Below are 18,803 nucleotides of genomic sequence, written 5' to 3' on the forward strand. Positions count from 1 at the left end.
AATAATGGAGGCAATAAAATGTACAGTTTTAAGAATGATTACAGTGAAGGTGCACATCCTAGAATTTTGAATGCATTACTTGAAACCAACCTTGTACAAGATGAAGGGTACGGGGAGGATCGATATTCCAAGGAAGCAATTGAACTAATAAAGGAGAAAATAGAAAGCAGTAACGTAGATATTCATTTCATATCAGGCGGAACCCAAACAAATCTTATCGCGATTTCAGCTTTCCTTAGGCCACATGAAGCAGCAATCGCAGTTAGCAGCGGACATATTCTTGGGCATGAAACAGGTGCCATCGAGGCAACTGGTCATAAAATAATTTCTGTAATAGGAAAAAATGGTAAACTATCACCACCTGATTTGCAGGGAGTACTTGACGGTCACCCGGATGAGCATATGGTGAAGCCTAAGCTAGTATACATATCAAATTCTACTGAGATTGGATCCATTTATTCCAAAAGTGAACTTCAGGATTTACATGATTTCTGTCAACATAATCAACTAATTTTATATATGGATGGTGCGAGACTTGGTTCGGCATTGTGTTCCGAGGAAAATGATCTAGAATTGAGTGATCTTCCTAAACTAGTAGATGCGTTCTATATTGGCGGAACGAAGAATGGGGCATTGATTGGTGAAGCATTAGTGATTTGTAGTGATTCTTTAAAAGAAGATTTTCGTTATCATATTAAGCAAAAAGGAGCGCTCCTGGCTAAAGGAAGATTGATGGGCATACAGTTTCTTGAACTTTTTCGTGATAATTTGTTCTTTGAATTGGCATATCATGCGAATAAGATGGCCTGCTTGATAAGAGATGAGCTCAACAACGCGAATGTCACGTTTTTGACCCACTCACCATCTAATCAACTTTTCCCGATACTGTCGAATGCTGTCATCACAGAGCTGCAAAAAAACTATGCTTTTCATATTTGGGAGAAAGTAGATTCTGATTCATCTGCTATTCGCTTCGTCACATCGTGGGCAACAAAAAAGGAAGAGGTAAATAGTCTTATTGAGGATTTGAAAAACTGCTTATAGCTTTGGATAAAAAGGATACAAAAGGTGAGAGTAAAGCCTACTGTATCTTTTTTGTGAGCAAAATCATTTAAAAATGAAGTGAGAATTTTATTGAACTCAGGGAAGAATTTTTATGAGCAATAAGTACCATTATAATAATATTGGAGGTGTGAATGATGGGTTTTTTAGACAAACTATTTGGGAATCAAACAAAGGAGGAAAAGACGGTGACAAATGAAAAAGTAAAAATTGGAATTATATTAGGCAGCACACGTCAAGGGCGCGTTAGTCCTCAAGTAGGGGAATGGGTAAAAGGAATTGCCGACAAACGAACGGACGCCAATTATGAAATTGTCGATATTGCTGATTTTAATCTACCCTTTTTAGGAACTACCGATGGATCAGAACCTGGAATTGGTGCTTGGAATGGGAAACTTGCTGAACTAGATGGATTTGTATTCATCGTTCAAGAATACAATCACAGTATTACAGCTGCTTTAAAAAATGCTCTTGATTTTGCTCGTGAAGCTTGGAACGACAAAGCAGCAGGTATCGTAAGTTACGGTTCTACCGGCGGGGCACGTGCAGCTGAGCATTTACGTGGAATCTGCGGTGAATTGAAGATTGCTGACGTTCGTACGCATCCAACATTGAGCTTATTTACCGACTTTGTGAATGGGTCTGAATTCAAACCACAAGATTTACATCTTAATAATGTCAATGCCATGCTTGGTGAAGTGGAGCAATGGAGTAGAGCATTAAAAAATGTACGATAATACTGAAGTACTAGCGTATTGGTCGAATTAATAATGCAGCGGGTTTCATATTTTGAAGTCCGCTGTTTTTGTTTGTGAGTAAAAGAAATTTTGATATCAATTTGAAAAAATAACAATATTCATTCATACTTGGATATAAATATTTATGAAACGAAGGGTTCCGTTCTATGCATATGAATGATTTACAAAAATGGGTGTCCAAACTTGGACTTTCTCCACATCCTGAAGGTGGGTATTACAAAGAAACTTTTAAGTCAGAAGAACATATTAGTGACAACGAATTATCCGTAAATTACGAGGGTAAACGTAAGCTTTATACGAGTATTTATTTTCTTTTAACCTCTGATGTTGTGTCACATTTTCACCGTCTTAAATCAGATGAGCTTTGGTACTATCACGGTGGCAGTTCTTTAAGTATTCATGTAATTGATGAAACAGGAAAATATCAGGAAATAAAGCTGGGAATGAATCTTGATGCTGGCGAAGTACCACAATTCTTAGTGAAGAAGAATTCTATATTTGGTTCATCTGTATCAGAAATGGATACATGTTCACTGGTGGGATGTATGGTTTCCCCTGGCTTTGAATTTCAAGACTTTGAACTATTTACACAGGAAGAGCTTTTGCAAAAATATCCGCAACATAAAGAAATAATCTTGAAATTAGCCTACCAACAGCTGCCAAGTTCTTCGGAATAATTATCGAGGAGTATAAATGTGGCTTTTAGAAATAGGTTGAATTTATTTAGCATTGATTACATAAAAGTACAAATCGGAATCAAGATGGCGATTCTAAACATGAACTCGCGCATGAAACATCCTCCCTTCCAAATTCATCCTAGTTACTTTCAGTATAGGAGAGATATGTTAAGACTCAGTTGTTGAATTGTAAATTTTTTGTCAATAATAGGATAAATCACCATGCATTAATTTAAAAACTAGCGTTCTATTTGACCGAACTCCTAGTAAATTTCCCCATTGACCATGTCAATGGGGAAATTTATGATTACGATTTCTAAAAGGATATCCCATAGAATCCTTTTCTAAATGAAGTAAATAATAACGTTAGATTAGTTAAGAAAATGGGTGAAAGTGTAAAATGGGTGAAAAAGCAATGAAGGGTAAACGGAAAGGATTGTCTGCATGGCAGCTAACGATGATGGCGTTAAGAAGCGTCATAGGGGGGTCTTTTTTCCTCGGGTCGTCAGTTGCGATTAATGCTGCAGGTCCCTCGATATTACTGTCGTATATTTTAGCCGGGAGACTTGTATATCTGATCCTTTTTGCCTTGTCTGAGATGACGGTAGGAAATCCAACAGTCGGATCTTTTAGTACTTTTGCAGCACGCGAACTAGATTTGTTGTAGGATGGCTATATTGGACAGGTACCATTCTATCGAAGTCGAGTGAAGCTACAGCGATATCATTATTAATTTGCGAATGGTACCCAAATGTATCAATTGCCTGGGTAGGTGGTTCGATAATTGTCGCTGTTACACTTTGAACTTACTAGGGGCTGATAAGATAGGTAAGCTTGCAAGCGGCCTATCTGCAGTGAAAATTTTCGCGATTATCTTTTTTATCCTCACTGCTTTGGTGTTAATTTTAGGATTTATGCCTGGGACACCTGCGATTGGTACTGGGGAGTTAGCAAGAGAACCAATAATGCCAGGCGGGATCCAGGGCATTGCCGGAAGTATGCTGCTAGTGGTTTTTGCGTATGCAGGCTTTGAAATCATTGGCTTAGCCGCAACTGAAACGGAAAACCCAACTGAAACAATTCCCAAAGCGATTCACTATACGGTGTTTTCACTTGTCGGATTGTATATTTTGTATGCAGCAGTCCTCCTTCCACTTATTCCTACAGCAGACCTAGGCGAAATTGTCAGCCCGATGGTGGCTTCATTAAATCGATGGGGAATTGGCTGGGCGGGGACTGCGCTTAATTTAGTGTTAATGTCAGCGATCCTTTCAGCCATGCTTGCATGTATTTTTGGGCTGGGAAGGATGGTCAGGTCACTTTCTGATGAAGGGCATGCTCCTACCTGGCTGAAAGACAAACGAGATGTTCCCTATCGTGGAATTTTATTTTCTGGACTTTCTATGTTAATTGGATTGTTTTTTGGGCTATTGTTTCCTAGAGCTTATCTGGTATTGATTACTTCGGGAGGATTTGCCTTAATCTTTACCTACGCCATTATCATGGCAAGCCATATTCGTTATCTTAAAAGGGAAGGTTGTCCACCTGGAGGCATTTGTCAGATGCCAGGGTTTCCTTTAACCTCATGGATTGCATGAATAAGTTTAATCATTATTTTATTGTGTATGCCTTTTATTCCAGGTCAAACGCAGGACTTGTAACGGGTAGTAGTATGGTTGTTGTGTTTTCCCTCATTTATTATGTGATGTATTATCGGAAACGCACGATTGTGAAGGATACAGAAAACGAAGGTCTGTCACTAAGGGATTATCATCCAAGCTTCGCAACAGAGTTATCAGAGGAATTAATAGAAACAGTTGACGAAAGTACCAAGGAAAAATAAACTGAAAGAGGTTTCTTTTCTTTTATAAAATCAGAAAACTTAAGGGTGAAGGCAAAAAGTATGGCACAAAAAGAACCTCTTTTAGCATTTGAATTTGCAGACTCGAACGGAAATATAAAACCATTTACATTTCAAAACCCTGTCAGTGTAATTACTGCATCCAAGGTGGAAGATGTTTTACCTAGTTTCCAGCTTGTTCAAGAAGCTGTTGATAAAGGGTATTACGCTGCCGGATTTCTATCATATGAAAGTGCACCAGCCTTTGATCCAGCATTTAAGGTCAAGAGTGGGGGCTCATTTCCTTTGCTCTGGTTTGGCATTTTTTCAGACCCTGAACATTCTCAACTTAGCAGTTCAGGAGAATTTACCGTATCTGATTGGAAACCATCAATATCGATGGACGAGTACAATCAAGGAATTACCTCTATAAAAAAATCCATACAGTTTGGTGATACATACCAGACAAATTATACCATTCGTCTCCATTCACAATTTAAAGGGGATGAGCTAGCTTTTTATAATAGGTTAAGGCAGGCGCAAAACTCTAATTATTGTGCTTATATACATACGGGTGAACATAGTATTTTGTGTGCTTCACCAGAATTGTTTTTTCACTTGGATCAAGGAAAAGTTACGACTCGTCCCATGAAAGGGACAATAAAAAGGGGAGCATCTTTTGCTGAGGATGCTTCTAACGCAGAATGGCTATATCAATCGGAGAAAAATCGTGCAGAAAATCTTATGATTGTCGATTTGCTGCGAAATGATCTTGGAATGATTGCTCAATCTGGCAGCGTTAACGTTGAAAAAATCTTCGAAATTGAACAGTATCCAACTGTCCATCAAATGACTTCTACGATTTCAGCCAAGGTTTCGGAAACGACAAGCTTTGTTGATATCTTTAAAGCTCTTTTTCCATGTGGATCGATTACAGGAGCACCAAAGATAAGTACCATGAACATCATTGCAGACTTAGAAAATGAACCTCGTGAAGTATATTGCGGGGCAATTGGGTATATTACGCCAAACAAGGAAGCTATTTTTAACGTACCGATTAGAACAGTTCTTATTGACCATCAAACCGGAAGTGCCGTTTATGGTGTAGGTGGAGGAGTAACCTGGGATTCGACATCGGAAGGGGAATACCATGAAATTCTTGCGAAAGCAAAGCTGTTAGAAGAAAAACCGACAGAATTCCAATTATTAGAAAGTTTACTGCTTGAAAATGGAGATTATTTTTTGCTGGAAGAGCATCTCAAACGGTTAGAGAATTCAGCTCGATATTTTGGGTTTCGATATCAAACTGAAAAAATAGAAAGTTCTTTAAAGGAGTTTGGAGAAAATAATCCTACCGGGTTGTTAAAGGTTCGATTACTAATAGCGAAAAATGGGGATTTGACGATAGAAGGTCAGATAATCACTCAACAGAATGTCGTATTGAAGGTAAGCCTAGCGGAAGAACCTGTCGATAAAACAAACCTATTTTTATATCATAAAACAACCAATCGCGAGGTTTATGCAAAGTATCAAAAGCAAAAGTCACAAGAAGCATTTGATGTTCTGCTATGGAATCAAGAAGGTGAATTAACTGAATTTACAAATGGCAACATCGTTATAGAAATTGAAGGTACCTTGTGGACCCCTCCGGTAATGAGCGGTTTATTGTCGGGAACTTTTCGTGATAGATTACTGCAAATAGGGGAAATTCACGAAAAAACACTCACAAAATCAGATTTGAAAAAGGCAACAAGAATCTGGTTTATCAATAGTGTCCGGAAATGGAAAGAGGTTCAATTTATCTAATCAAGATTCTGGAATAAGCAAGCATTGAAAAACACGTAAAAAGCATGATATTATGTATCAATCAGTCAGTGTGTAGCGATAGAGTGGGTTTAAAATGCGTCTTTGTAAAACTGTATTAATTTTTGTTTCACAACTACGTCTGCCATCTGAAATAGATTTTTGGAGATGACAAACAATATGCATGGAGAAACAAGACTTCCTCATAATGCCAAAGAGGGGATATTATTTATGTTGATTATTTCGATAATTTCCGTAAATATTATAGCGCCAATCATTATAGGATTAGAACGCGGGTTTAGCAAGGAAGTTTATTTTGAAACATTAAAGCTTATTCCGTTTATGTGGGTTATAGTTGTCCTATTAGTAAGATTCGTTGCAGGTCCGCTTGTAGGTAAGGTAATGCCTAAATTTGTGGGACAGACTGATGGATTTAATGCCAGAGTATTGTTAAATATTTTGTTAAATGTTACAGTGTTATCTTTATTGTTATCAATCATCGGAACATGGGTTGGCATGAAAGAAGTAAGTATGGAACCCATTCAAAACTTTCTTCATATCTGGCCAAGAAATTTTGGAATAGCTTTTTGGGTTGAAATGTTGATCGCCCAGCCTATAGCTAGATTTGCTATGAAAAAATTACATCATAGACAAGCGCGTAAAGCTGTAAATAAGTAATACAATAAACTTTAGAAATCATAGATTGTCGATTGGTTTACGTAAAAAATCAATCGGCTTTTTTGTCCTTACATTCAATCTCTATCTAATAAATCCTTTCTAAAAGCTTAAGAATATCTTAAGGATTCTATGAAACTTTTCTTAAGTTTTTATATGTATAGTATAAACAGAGAAGTTTTCTTGAAAACCTTATTAGGAGGCTGAGGATTTTGATAGAAAAAGAGGTTTATATTCTTTTAACGAATACAGGTTCTTTATTAACAAAACTAATTAAGCTTTATACGAAAAAACCATATAATCATGCTTCAATAGCCTTTGATCATAATTTATCAGAGGTATATAGCTTTGGGAGAAAAACAGCCCGAAACCCATTTATTGGAGGGTTTGTTAAGGAAGATGTTAGGGAAGGATTATTCAAACAAGCAGACTGTGCTCTTTATTCTATTAACGTAACAGAGAGCCAAATCCAAAAGATGAAGTACAACTTACAAGAAATTGAGACACAAAAGAAACATTATCGTTATAATTTTTTAGGATTATTCGGTGTTATGTTTAATAAGCCATTAAAAAGAAACAATGCTTTCTTCTGTTCTCAATTTGTTGCCTTTATACTTAAGGAATCTACTATCATTCAATTTCAAAAGCCTATTTCACTAATAGCACCATATGATTTCCAATGTGTTCCTAATGTTCATTTAGTTTATGAAGGAAAACTAAAGAATTACCAAAATGAGAATATAGCAGAAAAGTATTATATTCCTGTTTCGGAAAAAGGTGTTTACTCAAATAGATTGAAATGGCTCAGCTCTATTGTCTGAGTCATTTTATATTAATTGTCCATATCCTCATGATGCTTGTATCGTTTTGAAATGATAAAATATAATCATCTAGAGCAAAAGAGGTCATACGATATGAACAAAATAGAGGTTATTTCACGGAGAATACTAGGATGGAAATTGAATCGATGGTATGATCCGGAAAAAGGTGGTTTTATTTATGATTTTAATCCACACGAAAACCTTGAGCATGCGCTGTTAATTGTTGAAAGGTTAAAAAACTTAGGCTATACATATACGGAAAAAGGAAATTATGAGGTTTGCTTTAATGAGGTTTGTGAAGCAGGTAAAACGTTACCTGAAGCCATCACGAATGCAGCATTCTCTCTCGCCGACAATAGCACGATTGCGGATGAATGGTTATAGAGAAAGTAAATATTTGCGGACAAATCGTATAAAAGCCCAATTACTCGAGATAATTTCGAGCATTGGGCTTATTTTATATCATCCCTTTATTGCTTCATGCTTAAATCCACTCTGGGTAGCATAGACTTCATACCATTCATATTTCGGAGCTTTAAACCATTCGTATTTAGGTAAATACACTAAGTATCTTGTATGGCCATCAGCATCAAGAAGGGTTTTAAAGATGGTAAAAGTACCAAATCCAAAGGTTCTATCTAAATAACCTTCCATTCCGTCTCTTATAATATTTTTCTTCTCTTCTTTTTCTTGCTTATGTAGCTCCATCACACCATCAATAAACATACTCATCAAAACCAACGTAATTAGAATTAGAACGAAAATCAATAATTTTAACAATAGAACATCCTCCTAGTTATTTTTGATGATTCAATATTATTTTACATTGGTAAGATTGCAGAAGATGTGATAAATATAACAAGGGAGGTACATGTGTATTTATATTTTTTAAATTTTAATTGAAAAAAGGCCAACACCATGTTTGTGCTAACCTTTGGTTAGGTATGATTATTCACCTTTAATAATATTGGAGCGATCTTCCATTTGTGGCGGTTCCTCAAACCAGCCGTTCTTAATCTTTAGCTTAATTCCTTCCTGTGCGTAGAAATAAACATCTTTGGCTAAGAAGGTTGATTTTACGGAAATATCCTTCCTCATACTAAAATAAGTACCGAAACTATTTCCTACTAAACCAAATCCATTGAGCAGGTAAATACAGTGCATCATCAGCTTATCAGAAAATGGAGATACAGTTGATGTTGTTACCGTGCCTCCAGAAGTAGCTGAAATCTGAACATCGCTCTCAAGAAGAATGTCTTGCATAACTTTGATTTGTTTCTTAGCAAGCACTTTTCCTTTTACGAAATATTCCTTAACCTCTTTGTTTTTTGCACATTGAGCAAAACCTGTAATCAGCTGAAGTCCAATATTATTTGTCTCAATCCCATGGTGAAGAATCCCAAGCTCAATGTCATTTAAAGCTCGTTTATCCCCAAAAGGATTTAAACCATCCAGGTAGCTTTTGTTTTTTATAAATTCATTTGTTTTTGGCATCGTTACTTTTGGCGGTAGAGTAAGTATCCCTCTTTCTAGTAAGTAAAGGGTAGACAATTTATAAATTTTCTGTGTGACTGAGGTTAGTCCCTCATAAATTTGCATAACTTTGTCATTATAAGCCATATTCATATTAATGGTGTACATGCCCATACTTACTTCTTTTAATACTCGGACAAACATTACATCGAACCCATTATCGAATAACTTAGGAGCTTCTAAATTAACATCTTCCTTTGTATAGCCAATTGGTTTCACCATTCCTTGATCTCTAAATATCTGTTCCATTTGTAATACATAGAAATTTAACTCCTGCCACAAACCACCAAGAATATTTGTGGCTTGTTGGTCATCTGACTTTTCGATAAAGTGTTCCAACATTCTCATAATAAGGGTTTTTTCACCATATGTAAGCCACAATGTTCCAATCTCTGAAGCGCTTATAGGGTTTGTTAATATCAATACCTGTACCTCCTGTTAATGTGTTCAAAATATACAATTATCCTTAATTTACCCAATTTTGTATAAAAATCATTATTTTTACAAAAAAGTTATTTTAATAAAATATTTTCTACAGACCCTGTCCTTTTTTGCATTTCATATATATATATAAGGTGAAAGAAATGGGATCTGAAAAAAGGGAGGATATTAGTATGATCAAAATAACTCATGCCGCAGGACATGCACTTGGCACACCGGGAAAGAGGTCACCTGATGGATATAAAGAATGGCAGGTAACGAGTGAGATTGTGAAGCTTGTGATGTTGGAACTAGGAAATTTTGAAGGTGTCATTCAAAAACGGATTGATGATCCAACTGGGATTAGTGATATTCCGCTAAACAAACGCTGCGAGCTTGTTAATGGCTGGGGAGCAAATGTCCACATTGATTATCATCTGAATGCTTATGGATCTGGTTGGAACAGTGCTAGCGGGACTGAAATATATATGTACACAACAAAGCCAAAAGAGGCAGCTGATCTTGCTGAAAAAATACAAACTAACTTAGTAAAAGTATTAGGATTTCGTAATCGTGGAGTGAAAGCAGCAGATTTCCAAATGATAAGAGAAACGAAAATGACGGCTATATTAATAGAATTCGCCTTTATGACTAACCAAAACGAGGCTATGAAAATGAGAACATCTGAATATCAAAAAAAAGCAGCAAAAGCGGTTGTAGAGGGACTTGTTGCTCAGTATGGACTGAAAAAGAAACCAGAAGTTTCATCAAATGCTATTATGCTTTATCGTGTGCAAGTGGGGGCATTTTCAGATATCGATAACGCAAAGAGCTTAGTAGAAGATTTGAAAGCAAAAGGATATCCAGCAATAATGGTTTAACATAAACGCTATTAATATACTAACTATTAGCAGTCATAAAAAAATTTATTTTACATCTCTTATAAAGAGGTGTTTTTTTTGAGAAAGAAGCTTATTTTTTCTATTATTATATTGGTCCTGTTCGTTTCATTCTATGAAGTGATGGTAAGTGGAAAAACAGTTACCTATATGGGTGAAGATGGGAATTGGCTTATTACGATAAATGCAAAAATAGAAGGACTGAATAGCAGTTATCGAATTGTAGTTAAATATAAAGGTAAAAAAGAGGTCGAAAATCTCAATTTTAATATTCATCCTCATTATGAAAGTGGTTTACCATTATTGAATGAAAATGGATATTATATCTATGAATGTAAGAATGAGTGTACCTACAATGATAAAGAGTCCAAACTGCTTTTATTTATTATTTGGAAGGAAAAGAATCAATCGGTGGAAAACTTGGATTTTATAGATTTGAAAAAAATAAGAAACTAATAGGTCTAAAAGTCTAGTAGGAAGTTATAACATTATATGTAACAGCATATGATTACTGTGCAGGCTATGATTATTCATAGTATTATAGTGTTATGAATGAATTGGAGGTTTTTGTATGGATTTTATTAGTAGAGTAGCTTCAGAATTGAAAGAAATACTCACGGTTTTCCCGCCGCTTAATCTTCCCGAAGGATTGGAGGCAGCTAGACAAGCTCCTGTCATTCCAATTGAAAAATCTGAAAGCGTTAACATTTCGACACTCACTATACCTGGCGGTGATGGACAAGATATGAAGGTTAAGATTTATGAACCTGTATCGAGAAATGCGGAAAAGCTTCCAGCTCTTTTATTTATTCATGGGGGAGGTTACGTATTAGGAGATGCGGATGGCTCTGATGGCGACTGCCAACTCTTTGCTGAAGAAGCAGAGTGTGTTGTCGTATCCGTGGATTACCGCCTTGCTCCTGAGCATCCATATCCTGCGCCATTAGAGGACTGTTATGCTGCTTTGGTATGGATGACCAATGCCGCGGATGAGTTAAAGATTGATGTGTCGCGTGTTGCTGTCGCGGGTCAAAGTGCAGGTGGTGGATTGACCGCGGCATTAAGTTTGTTAGCTCGTGATCGCAAGGGGCCAGCTATCTCTTTCCAAATGCCATTATATCCGATGATTGATGACCGTAATGTTACACCTTCTAGTTACGAAATTACAGACGAACGTGCGATCTGGAATCGTGGAAATAATTTAGCAGGGTGGAGGATGTATTTAGGTGAACATGCAAACGGAGAAATTTCACCCTATGCAGCACCTGCTCGTGCAAAAAATCTTTCTAACCTGCCACCTACCTTTACTTGTGTTGGTCAATTAGATCCGTTCCGTGATGAAACCATTGAATACGTAGCTAAATTGGCGCAGGCAGGAGTTGCTGTTGAATTCCACCTCTATCCTGGTGCTTACCATGGTTTTGAACTTTTAAATCCAACTTCAGAAATAGGGAAACAAGCAAGAAATGAATATGTTCAAGCGTTGAAAAAGGCGTTCCAGCCTCAACCAGAATCGGTCAGTATCTAAAAATAACTCTAGCGCAATGGATTAGTTAATATTCCATTGCGCTTTTTAATTTACATACAAAACATAGAATAATAAAATATATGAATGAGTATTTTATAGAAAGTGAGGATTCCGTTATGATTGTTAAACAAAAAGAATTTACTATCAATGGTTTACGTTATTTTATCAGGTCTGCAATGGAGAAAGATGCGAAGAGCTTATCTGAAGTACGAGTACAGATAGATGGCGAAACAGAAAATTTAGATAGAGAACCAGGCGAGGCTTACATAAATGAAACGGGTTTTAAGAATATGATTAAAGAAGATTCAGAACGGGTCAGCAACTTATTTTTAGTAGCAGAAATTAATGATAGAATTATAGGTTTTTCCAGATGTGAAGGGAACCAATTGAAACGTTCCTCCCATAAAGTAGAGTTTGGTGTTTGTGTATTAAAAGAATATTGGGGATATGGGATAGGAAAAAGGCTTTTAGAAGAATGTGTTCTTTGGGCAGACACCAATGGAATAAAGAAAATGAACTTGAATGTTCTCGAAACGAATGATAAAGCGATAAAGCTGTATCAAATATATGGGTTTGAAGTGGAAGGGACTTTAAAGTATGACAAACTTTTATCCGACGGAAATTTCTACAATACCGTTTTAATGGGTAGGAGTAATCAGCCGTAATATTTTGTACATAGAGATAGTTTTGAAAAATGTTTAAAGTGGATGGTCTATTTTTAGATGAATTGGATGGTTAAGAAAAGTTCAAGTTGCGCTATCATTAATTAGTAAATAGCACTAATAAAAAAGACGAGGTGCAGCATGGAGATATTATCTGTTTTAGTCGTTTTAATCTTAATTGTTGCTGTGGTTTCAACCCTGGCATTAACGGGGAAGCCTGATGAAAACTATAGCGATTCCACAAAAAGGAATACAACCAATTTAACTTTAATATATGTGGTGATTATTTTTATATCATTAGTTTCCCTAGGAATCTACATTTGGCTGACTTAGAAAATGGTTAAAAGGATCAGAATAAAATCCTGATCCTTATCATTTCTTGGAAACAGCCTTTAGAGCATCCGCAAACCTTCGTATTCCTTCGTTAATATCTACTTCATTTTCCCGTGAAAACGTAAAACGGACAAATCCTTTTTCAGAACCCATGGTTAAACCAGGCACATAAATGACTCCCCGTTTAATGGACTCTTCGAGTAAATGAATTTCATTAAATTCTTTTTTTATCCTGCACCAGATATGAATTCCGCCTTTAGGAATATAAAAATCTACTTGGTCGTTTAGATAAGTTTGAAGGCTATTGACAATTTGATTTCTTCTACTTTCTAAATGAATAACTAAATTCTTAATATGTGATTCGAAGTTCGTCGAATCTAGAAAGTCATTTGCAATCCATTGGGTGTAACTGGCATGTCCAAAATCAACCTGCTGCTTGGCATCTGATAACCTTTCGATTACCGCTTTTGGACCTATAATCCAGCCTATCCTCAAACCTGATGCTACGATTTTGGTCAGGGAGCTAATATATAAAACATTCCCATAATGATCTAATGATTTAAGGGTATGAATTTTTTCTCCTGTAAAAGAGGTTAGACTGTAAGGATCATCCTCAACAACGGGAATTCCATATTCAGATGATATTTCAATAACCTTTTTGCGTCTTTCTTCAGACATTAATGTACCGGTTGGATTTTGAAAAATAGGGTTTAAAAAAATCATTCGGATTCTATGTTTTTTATACAATGCAGTTATATCATTGGGATCAATTCCATTTTGATCTCCCATTAAGTCATATGTTTTGATTCCTGCTGATTTAAACACTGGTAGATTGTAATGATAGGAAGGATTTTCAATCGCGACAGCGTCCCCAGGTTTTAACAAACATTGTACAACCAGATGCAGCGCTTGTTGTGCACCGGATGTAACTAGTATCGATGATGGGTTCGTTTCAATTCCACGAAACTGCCTAACATGGTTCGAAAGGGTTTGCCGCAGGATAGCATTACCTTTGGGATGGTCGTATCCTAATGATCCAATAAAGGACCGATTAGAAGTAATCTCTCGTAATGAATGCATCGGAAAGAGATCCTGAGACAATTCACCACTAGCTAAATTTATTAGGCTATGCTCGGCCATTTCTTTGTGTATTCTTTGCGTAACAGGCAAATTTGGTAAAAACGAACCTGCCTCAATATATCGGTTCCAACTTGGGATCCGTTTCTTGGAAAGGCCCCAAATATCTTTACTGATGGTTGTTCCGCTGCCCCTATTTCGATCAATCAGACCATTTGATTCCAATTCATCATAAGCAGCGATCACTGTGCTTCTATTTACACCAAGTTCCTTAGCCAAACCTCTTTCGGAAGGTAGAGGTTTATCATGCGGAAAAGTTCCATCACCAATTCCGGTCTCAATATATAAAGCAAGTTGTTTATAAATAGGCATTTTTGAATCTCTATTCGGTTTCCAATCCATGTGATACATCCTTTTAATTGAGGTCTCTACTACCATTGTATACTTTTCCAAAAAATAATTCATTTGTTGAAACCAATTCAAGAATTTATACGATGGAAGGGACTGAAGGGGGCGGAAATAATATGGGTAGGGCGTTGTGGGAAGCGTAGTGTTAAAAAAGGTAAGCAACTAAAAGTGCTTACCAATTAAAACCTCATCTAGAGAAAGGACTCTATGCTTTAACTCATTATTCCAATCTAAAAATCCGATCACCATTTGATTAGCCTCTGTTATGGTCGCATATCGGAAATGCTCATTCCCATTTATCACAAAAGCTTTTTCCTGTATTGCCTCCATCTTCGCAAAGACACATTCTGTGTATTCAAGTGGTAGAAATTCATCTATACCTTCTGCTGGTCTGCCAACCCATTTAAAAAGGAAATCTTTGATTGCAAATTGCTCAATCATCGATAATTTTTTCTTAAATGTCAGCTTATCTACGGTTATTGTATTCAATTTAATCACTCCTTAATTAGTAGGTAAAGTTTATACTTTCAATCTCCTAACATCAACTCTATTACAGTGACAGAATATTTACATTTTGATTGCAGGCATAGTCCAAGAAATTGATAGGTTTGAAATTTCCGTTGCGATATGTGGAAATATGGGTCATTTTTCATATCAATTTTTCATAAATAACTAAGAAACCTTTAAAAAGGGGGGATGATGTATGCGAGCAAATTACAGAAGATGGTCAGAATATCCTTACCCAGGGGAAGAAAACCCTCCTCAAGGATCCTCAGAACCAAGAGATTGGCCAATGTTTTTTATTTTTAGAGAAAAAGACAATATATTCTTAGACCCTTTTCGTCAGCGCATTAATTGGAGAATTAAAAATCCTAATGATATTGATTGGGAGAAAGAATTACCAATAGTAGAGGCAACATTAAAATTATTAACGCCAAGTCAAATACAAATTGCAAAATATTGGGGAACAGTGAGATAACGGAGAGAATTTCTACTATGACCTGTGATTTAGCAGACAAGCATAGGCTGGGGTCACCCGATATAGCTAGGGTGTTAGGATTTCTTCATGCTTCATTAAATGATGCATTTGTTATAACCTGGTATTTTAAATACCTTTGGGACGTGGCACGTCCAAACCAATATAGCAACGACCTATCTCCTGTTTTGTCAACACCTCGTTTTCCGTCCTATCCCTCTGCACACGCTACTGTGGCAGGTTGTGCAGAGGTTCTATTAAGTTATTTTTTTCCTGAAGAGGTATCTGAAATAAAGGGAAGAATGGAATTGAGTGCTCAATCTCGTCTATATGCAGGAGTCCATTTTAAAGTAGATAACGATGATGGATTAGATTTAGGCAGGCAAATTGGTGAAGTGGTTGTGAAAGTTTTAAGAGTGCAAAATGTAAAATTGAGGTAAAAGCGATGCTTAAAGCATCGCTTTTTTAGGCATAGCTTAACTTTTCACATTAGCTTGGGTCGTTTTCATCTAAAGTCAAAACCGTCACATTCGTTGATTCCCCGTTCTCAATTTCCTCCTGAGTGGCATCTTGACTTAATATATCCTCAGTATTAATACCCTCCGCGAGAGTTGGTTCTCCTTTGGAATATGAATCTTTTTTCATATCAGTCACCCCAATCAATACATTTTGCGTTAAAAATAATCGCTAATTTATTGTTCACAAAAAGGGAAAAAACATTCTTTTATTTGGGTAACTCATTAGTCAGACACCTGTTTTCCCAAAAAAATCTTATATTTATCTATGATTCTGAATTCCAAATTGGTTACATAATTATAGACTAAAAAGATAGGACAAGGTGATGTTTATTTTTCAGAAATTTATAGCCACTATTATTGGCAGTTTGCTATTAGGAATTGGAGTAAACGGGTTTCTTGTGCCTAATCATTTAATTGATGGTGGAATCCTAGGAATTGCATTAATCCTTCATTATTTCTATCATTTTCAGACAGGAATGACCATGATCGCTTTGAGTGCCCCAATCTGTGTATTGTCAATACTGAGTGAGAAAAGTTATTTTCTTAGCAGTTTGCAGGGATTGTTGGTCTCTTCTTTATTTATTGATTTACTCTCACCGCTTCGTCATCAATTTATCATTTCACAGCTTGGTAGTGCGTTAATAGGAGGAGTCATCATTGGAACGGGAGTTGGTTTGATGCTGCGGTATAAGTCGAGTACAGGGGGTACGGACTTACTCGCAAAAATCATTTCTGGAAGGTTTTCTTTAAATTTAGCACTTGTCATTATACTAATCGATGGAATTATTGTTTTAGCAGGTTTTAGTGTACTGGAAACGGACAGCTTCCTTTATTCTTGTGTCGCTATAACCACTGTTGGGATAACAACTTTTCTGATTGAAAAGAAATATTGAACCAGTGATAAGTCAAAAGGGAACGGCTCAGATATATATAATTACTACAGTTCTTTAAATAACTGAAGTTATTCGTTGTGCCTATGGGTTAACGCCTAATCTTGGGACAAACGCGGTACATAGTATGAGATTGTGATTATTCAAAGGTGTGAGATATTTCTATTTCATTTGTAGGATGATAAAAAACAAACAGGGTGGGGTAATGAATCAAAATGAATGAGCCAAAACAATACCGTGGTGATTTGTTGGAATGGTGTAAAATCGCTGAGTTAAATTGAGAGGGTATGAATCAAAGGAATCCAGAACTTATTAATCACGAAAGCTTAAAGGATTGGGAAGACTCCTGCCGCCATTTAAAAGCCAACTTACAGGGAAGCATAAACGCGGACCTCGATGAATGAAATCACATGTGTTAAATAGTATTGCTCCTTTTGTAATATATGGATTGCATGAAGCCAAACATACGTCATTTGCACATGCATTACAGGAAGTGGCTGCAATAACCTATTTAATGGGTAATGGTATGGATCCGCAGACCGCATATTTAACTCTTGAATCTTGGGAAATTAATGAGATGTTTTAAAATTGAATGGTTCAAAGTGAACACCGTTTGTAAACAATATCCAACATCAGGGGCAAATCCATTGGAGTAGCGCCTTTTTTTTATGTAAAAAAACAGATGGAAGTCTTGTATAATCAAAAAGAAGGAATTGTATTATAGAGAGAGAATTTAATATCATTATAGTAATATTGAATTTTTTTAGGAGGATATATGAAATTTGTTTTAATATTTGGTCCGCAGGCTGTTGGGAAAATGACAGTTGGGCAGGAATTAGCTAAAATAACTGGATTGAAGCTTTTTCATAATCACATGACGATTGAAATGGTTACCCCCATTTTTGACTTCGGTACGAAAGAAGGACAAAGATTAGTCAGCTTATTTCGGAAGGAGATATTTGAAGCCGCAGCAAAAAGCGATTTGGAAGGCTTGATTTTTACCTATGTCTGGGCGTTTAACCATCCATCTGATTGGAACTATGTCAATGAAGTCTGTAAGATTTTTGAGTCAAGAGGCGGCACTGTTTACTTCGTCGAACTTGAGGCTGACCTGAATGAAAGACTTGAGCGAAATAAAAGTCCACATCGACTTGAGCATAAACCTACAAAAAGAAATATTGAATGGTCTGAAAATAATCTAAAGAAGTCATTGGAAAAATACAGATTAAATTCCTTAGAGGGAGAAATTTCCAAAGAGGAATATATCAGAATTAATAATACAAGCATGAGTGCCGAAGAAGTAGCGAAAGTCATTAAAGACAAATTTCTTTTATAAATATCTGGTAAGTTTTAAGAAGAGGAGAACATTATGGAGACTAAATACATCAAATTAACAAACCCTGACCAAACGCTTGTAGAGGTTTTTAATCGATGGGATAACGATCCCGAATTAATCCCACTAACACGACCTAACCAAAACAGGGCTGCTTTAGAACGCCGTGACACCATGACCCTGGATGACCTAAAAAAAAGACTGGATCACCATCACACATATCTGATTTATCTTGATGACCTATTGATTGGTGAAATGAACTATATGGTTGATCCGAACCATCTCTATAAGAAAGAGGAAGGAACTGCCTGGATAGGCATTACCATTGGAGAACCGGAAGGACGAGGGAAAGGGATCGGGTACCACGCTATCCATTTCTTAGAAGAGGAGATTAAGAAGGATGGGTTAAATCGTGTAGAATTGGGCGTGTTTGAATTTAATAAACAGGCTCGAAATCTGTATGAGAAGCTAGGCTACAAGGAAATCGGCCGAATCGAAAATTTCACCTATTGGGCTGATAAAATGTGGTTCGATATCCGTATGGAGAAGTACCTAGGAGAGAACTAGCTAATAGTCTTAATCGTAACGGC

General features: G+C 36.4%; 26 protein-coding genes. 21 read left to right on the forward strand and 5 right to left on the reverse strand.

Features of this window, described 5'->3' with window-relative positions:
- Positions 1–18 precede the first annotated feature (18 nt).
- From QNH48_RS13275 to QNH48_RS13320, 10 genes are all read left to right on the forward strand, one after another.
- The gene (locus QNH48_RS13275; RefSeq protein ID WP_283955330.1) at positions 19–1,044 is read left to right on the forward strand and encodes a threonine aldolase family protein; all 1,026 of its coding nucleotides are present in this window, start codon (positions 19–21) and stop codon (positions 1,042–1,044) included.
- Positions 1,045–1,199: 155 nt separating this feature from the next.
- Entirely contained in the window at positions 1,200–1,799 is a 600-nt protein-coding gene (locus QNH48_RS13280; RefSeq protein ID WP_283955764.1) for an NADPH-dependent FMN reductase, read from the forward strand.
- Positions 1,800–1,966: 167 nt separating this feature from the next.
- Positions 1,967–2,497: a cupin domain-containing protein gene (locus QNH48_RS13285; protein ID WP_283955331.1), complete on the forward strand. Its 531-nt coding sequence runs from the start codon at positions 1,967–1,969 to the stop codon at positions 2,495–2,497.
- 415 nt (positions 2,498–2,912) lie between these two features.
- A complete protein-coding gene (locus QNH48_RS13290; RefSeq protein ID WP_283955332.1) occupies positions 2,913–3,164 on the forward strand; it encodes a hypothetical protein in 252 nt (83 codons plus the stop codon).
- A gap of 133 nt (positions 3,165–3,297) precedes the next feature.
- Complete coding sequence (locus QNH48_RS13295; protein ID WP_283955333.1) at positions 3,298–4,095, forward strand: amino acid permease; 798 nt, start codon at positions 3,298–3,300, stop codon at positions 4,093–4,095.
- Positions 4,092–4,340 carry a hypothetical protein gene (locus QNH48_RS13300; RefSeq protein WP_283955334.1) on the forward strand — a complete coding sequence of 83 codons (249 nt, stop codon included), beginning with the start codon at positions 4,092–4,094 and terminating at the stop codon, positions 4,338–4,340. Before QNH48_RS13295 ends, QNH48_RS13300 begins: the two co-directional genes overlap by 4 nt.
- Positions 4,341–4,400: 60 nt before the next feature.
- Positions 4,401–6,143 (forward strand): aminodeoxychorismate synthase component I, encoded by a 1,743-nt coding sequence (gene pabB / locus QNH48_RS13305; RefSeq protein ID WP_283955765.1) that lies wholly within the window; start codon positions 4,401–4,403, stop codon positions 6,141–6,143.
- A 177-nt stretch (positions 6,144–6,320) separates the two neighbouring features.
- The gene (locus tag QNH48_RS13310) at positions 6,321–6,818 is read left to right on the forward strand and encodes a DUF2798 domain-containing protein (RefSeq protein WP_283955335.1); all 498 of its coding nucleotides are present in this window, start codon (positions 6,321–6,323) and stop codon (positions 6,816–6,818) included.
- A 209-nt stretch (positions 6,819–7,027) separates the two neighbouring features.
- Entirely contained in the window at positions 7,028–7,636 is a 609-nt protein-coding gene (locus tag QNH48_RS13315) for a hypothetical protein (RefSeq protein ID WP_283955336.1), read from the forward strand.
- A 93-nt stretch (positions 7,637–7,729) separates the two neighbouring features.
- Positions 7,730–8,020 carry a BC1872 family protein gene (locus tag QNH48_RS13320; RefSeq protein WP_283955337.1) on the forward strand — a complete coding sequence of 97 codons (291 nt, stop codon included), beginning with the start codon at positions 7,730–7,732 and terminating at the stop codon, positions 8,018–8,020.
- A gap of 78 nt (positions 8,021–8,098) precedes the next feature.
- Here QNH48_RS13320 and QNH48_RS13325 read toward each other — a convergent pair whose 3' ends face one another.
- Both QNH48_RS13325 and QNH48_RS13330 read right to left on the reverse strand, forming a co-directional pair.
- Positions 8,099–8,416 (reverse strand): hypothetical protein, encoded by a 318-nt coding sequence (locus QNH48_RS13325; protein ID WP_283955338.1) that lies wholly within the window; start codon positions 8,414–8,416, stop codon positions 8,099–8,101.
- Between the two features lie 168 nt (positions 8,417–8,584).
- Positions 8,585–9,592, reverse strand: coding sequence for a DUF3231 family protein (locus QNH48_RS13330; RefSeq protein ID WP_283955339.1), 1,008 nt, complete (start codon positions 9,590–9,592; stop codon positions 8,585–8,587).
- A 191-nt stretch (positions 9,593–9,783) separates the two neighbouring features.
- On the opposite strand from QNH48_RS13330, the gene QNH48_RS13335 reads away from it, so the two are divergent.
- The 5 genes from QNH48_RS13335 to QNH48_RS13355 all read left to right on the forward strand — a co-directional run bounded on the left by QNH48_RS13335 (position 9,784) and on the right by QNH48_RS13355 (position 13,011).
- The gene (locus tag QNH48_RS13335; protein ID WP_283955340.1) at positions 9,784–10,470 is read left to right on the forward strand and encodes an N-acetylmuramoyl-L-alanine amidase; all 687 of its coding nucleotides are present in this window, start codon (positions 9,784–9,786) and stop codon (positions 10,468–10,470) included.
- Between the two features lie 78 nt (positions 10,471–10,548).
- Positions 10,549–10,944 carry a hypothetical protein gene (locus QNH48_RS13340; protein ID WP_283955341.1) on the forward strand — a complete coding sequence of 132 codons (396 nt, stop codon included), beginning with the start codon at positions 10,549–10,551 and terminating at the stop codon, positions 10,942–10,944.
- A 115-nt stretch (positions 10,945–11,059) separates the two neighbouring features.
- Complete coding sequence (locus tag QNH48_RS13345) at positions 11,060–12,016, forward strand: alpha/beta hydrolase (protein ID WP_283955342.1); 957 nt, start codon at positions 11,060–11,062, stop codon at positions 12,014–12,016.
- Between the two features lie 116 nt (positions 12,017–12,132).
- Positions 12,133–12,681 carry a GNAT family N-acetyltransferase gene (locus QNH48_RS13350; RefSeq protein WP_283955343.1) on the forward strand — a complete coding sequence of 183 codons (549 nt, stop codon included), beginning with the start codon at positions 12,133–12,135 and terminating at the stop codon, positions 12,679–12,681.
- Between the two features lie 138 nt (positions 12,682–12,819).
- Positions 12,820–13,011 carry a hypothetical protein gene (locus QNH48_RS13355; RefSeq protein ID WP_283955344.1) on the forward strand — a complete coding sequence of 64 codons (192 nt, stop codon included), beginning with the start codon at positions 12,820–12,822 and terminating at the stop codon, positions 13,009–13,011.
- Positions 13,012–13,050: 39 nt separating this feature from the next.
- Here the strand turns inward: QNH48_RS13355 and pdxR are convergent, their stop codons facing one another.
- A complete protein-coding gene (gene pdxR / locus QNH48_RS13360) occupies positions 13,051–14,490 on the reverse strand; it encodes a MocR-like pyridoxine biosynthesis transcription factor PdxR (protein WP_283955345.1) in 1,440 nt (479 codons plus the stop codon).
- A gap of 168 nt (positions 14,491–14,658) precedes the next feature.
- Entirely contained in the window at positions 14,659–14,985 is a 327-nt protein-coding gene (locus QNH48_RS13365; RefSeq protein WP_283955346.1) for a hypothetical protein, read from the reverse strand.
- Positions 14,986–15,199: 214 nt separating this feature from the next.
- Here QNH48_RS13365 and QNH48_RS13370 point away from each other — a divergent pair, with 214 nt between their 5' ends.
- Both QNH48_RS13370 and QNH48_RS13375 read left to right on the forward strand, forming a co-directional pair.
- Positions 15,200–15,475 carry a hypothetical protein gene (locus QNH48_RS13370; protein ID WP_283955347.1) on the forward strand — a complete coding sequence of 92 codons (276 nt, stop codon included), beginning with the start codon at positions 15,200–15,202 and terminating at the stop codon, positions 15,473–15,475.
- A 17-nt stretch (positions 15,476–15,492) separates the two neighbouring features.
- Positions 15,493–15,912: a vanadium-dependent haloperoxidase gene (locus QNH48_RS13375; protein WP_283955348.1), complete on the forward strand. Its 420-nt coding sequence runs from the start codon at positions 15,493–15,495 to the stop codon at positions 15,910–15,912.
- A gap of 49 nt (positions 15,913–15,961) precedes the next feature.
- Here the strand turns inward: QNH48_RS13375 and QNH48_RS13380 are convergent, their stop codons facing one another.
- Positions 15,962–16,117 (reverse strand): hypothetical protein, encoded by a 156-nt coding sequence (locus QNH48_RS13380; RefSeq protein ID WP_283955349.1) that lies wholly within the window; start codon positions 16,115–16,117, stop codon positions 15,962–15,964.
- Positions 16,118–16,313: 196 nt separating this feature from the next.
- Here QNH48_RS13380 and QNH48_RS13385 point away from each other — a divergent pair, with 196 nt between their 5' ends.
- From QNH48_RS13385 to QNH48_RS13400, 4 genes are all read left to right on the forward strand, one after another.
- Complete coding sequence (locus QNH48_RS13385; protein WP_206021349.1) at positions 16,314–16,883, forward strand: YitT family protein; 570 nt, start codon at positions 16,314–16,316, stop codon at positions 16,881–16,883.
- Between the two features lie 397 nt (positions 16,884–17,280).
- Positions 17,281–17,466, forward strand: a complete 186-nt coding sequence (locus QNH48_RS13390) for a hypothetical protein (RefSeq protein ID WP_283955350.1) — start codon at positions 17,281–17,283, stop codon at positions 17,464–17,466.
- Between the two features lie 189 nt (positions 17,467–17,655).
- Complete coding sequence (locus QNH48_RS13395; protein ID WP_283955351.1) at positions 17,656–18,216, forward strand: DEAD/DEAH box helicase family protein; 561 nt, start codon at positions 17,656–17,658, stop codon at positions 18,214–18,216.
- A gap of 33 nt (positions 18,217–18,249) precedes the next feature.
- Positions 18,250–18,780, forward strand: coding sequence for a GNAT family N-acetyltransferase (locus tag QNH48_RS13400; protein WP_283955352.1), 531 nt, complete (start codon positions 18,250–18,252; stop codon positions 18,778–18,780).
- Positions 18,781–18,803: the final 23 nt, after the last annotated feature.

Source organism: Neobacillus sp. YX16 (assembly GCF_030123505.1).
Lineage (GTDB): Bacteria > Bacillota > Bacilli > Bacillales > Cytobacillaceae > Neobacillus.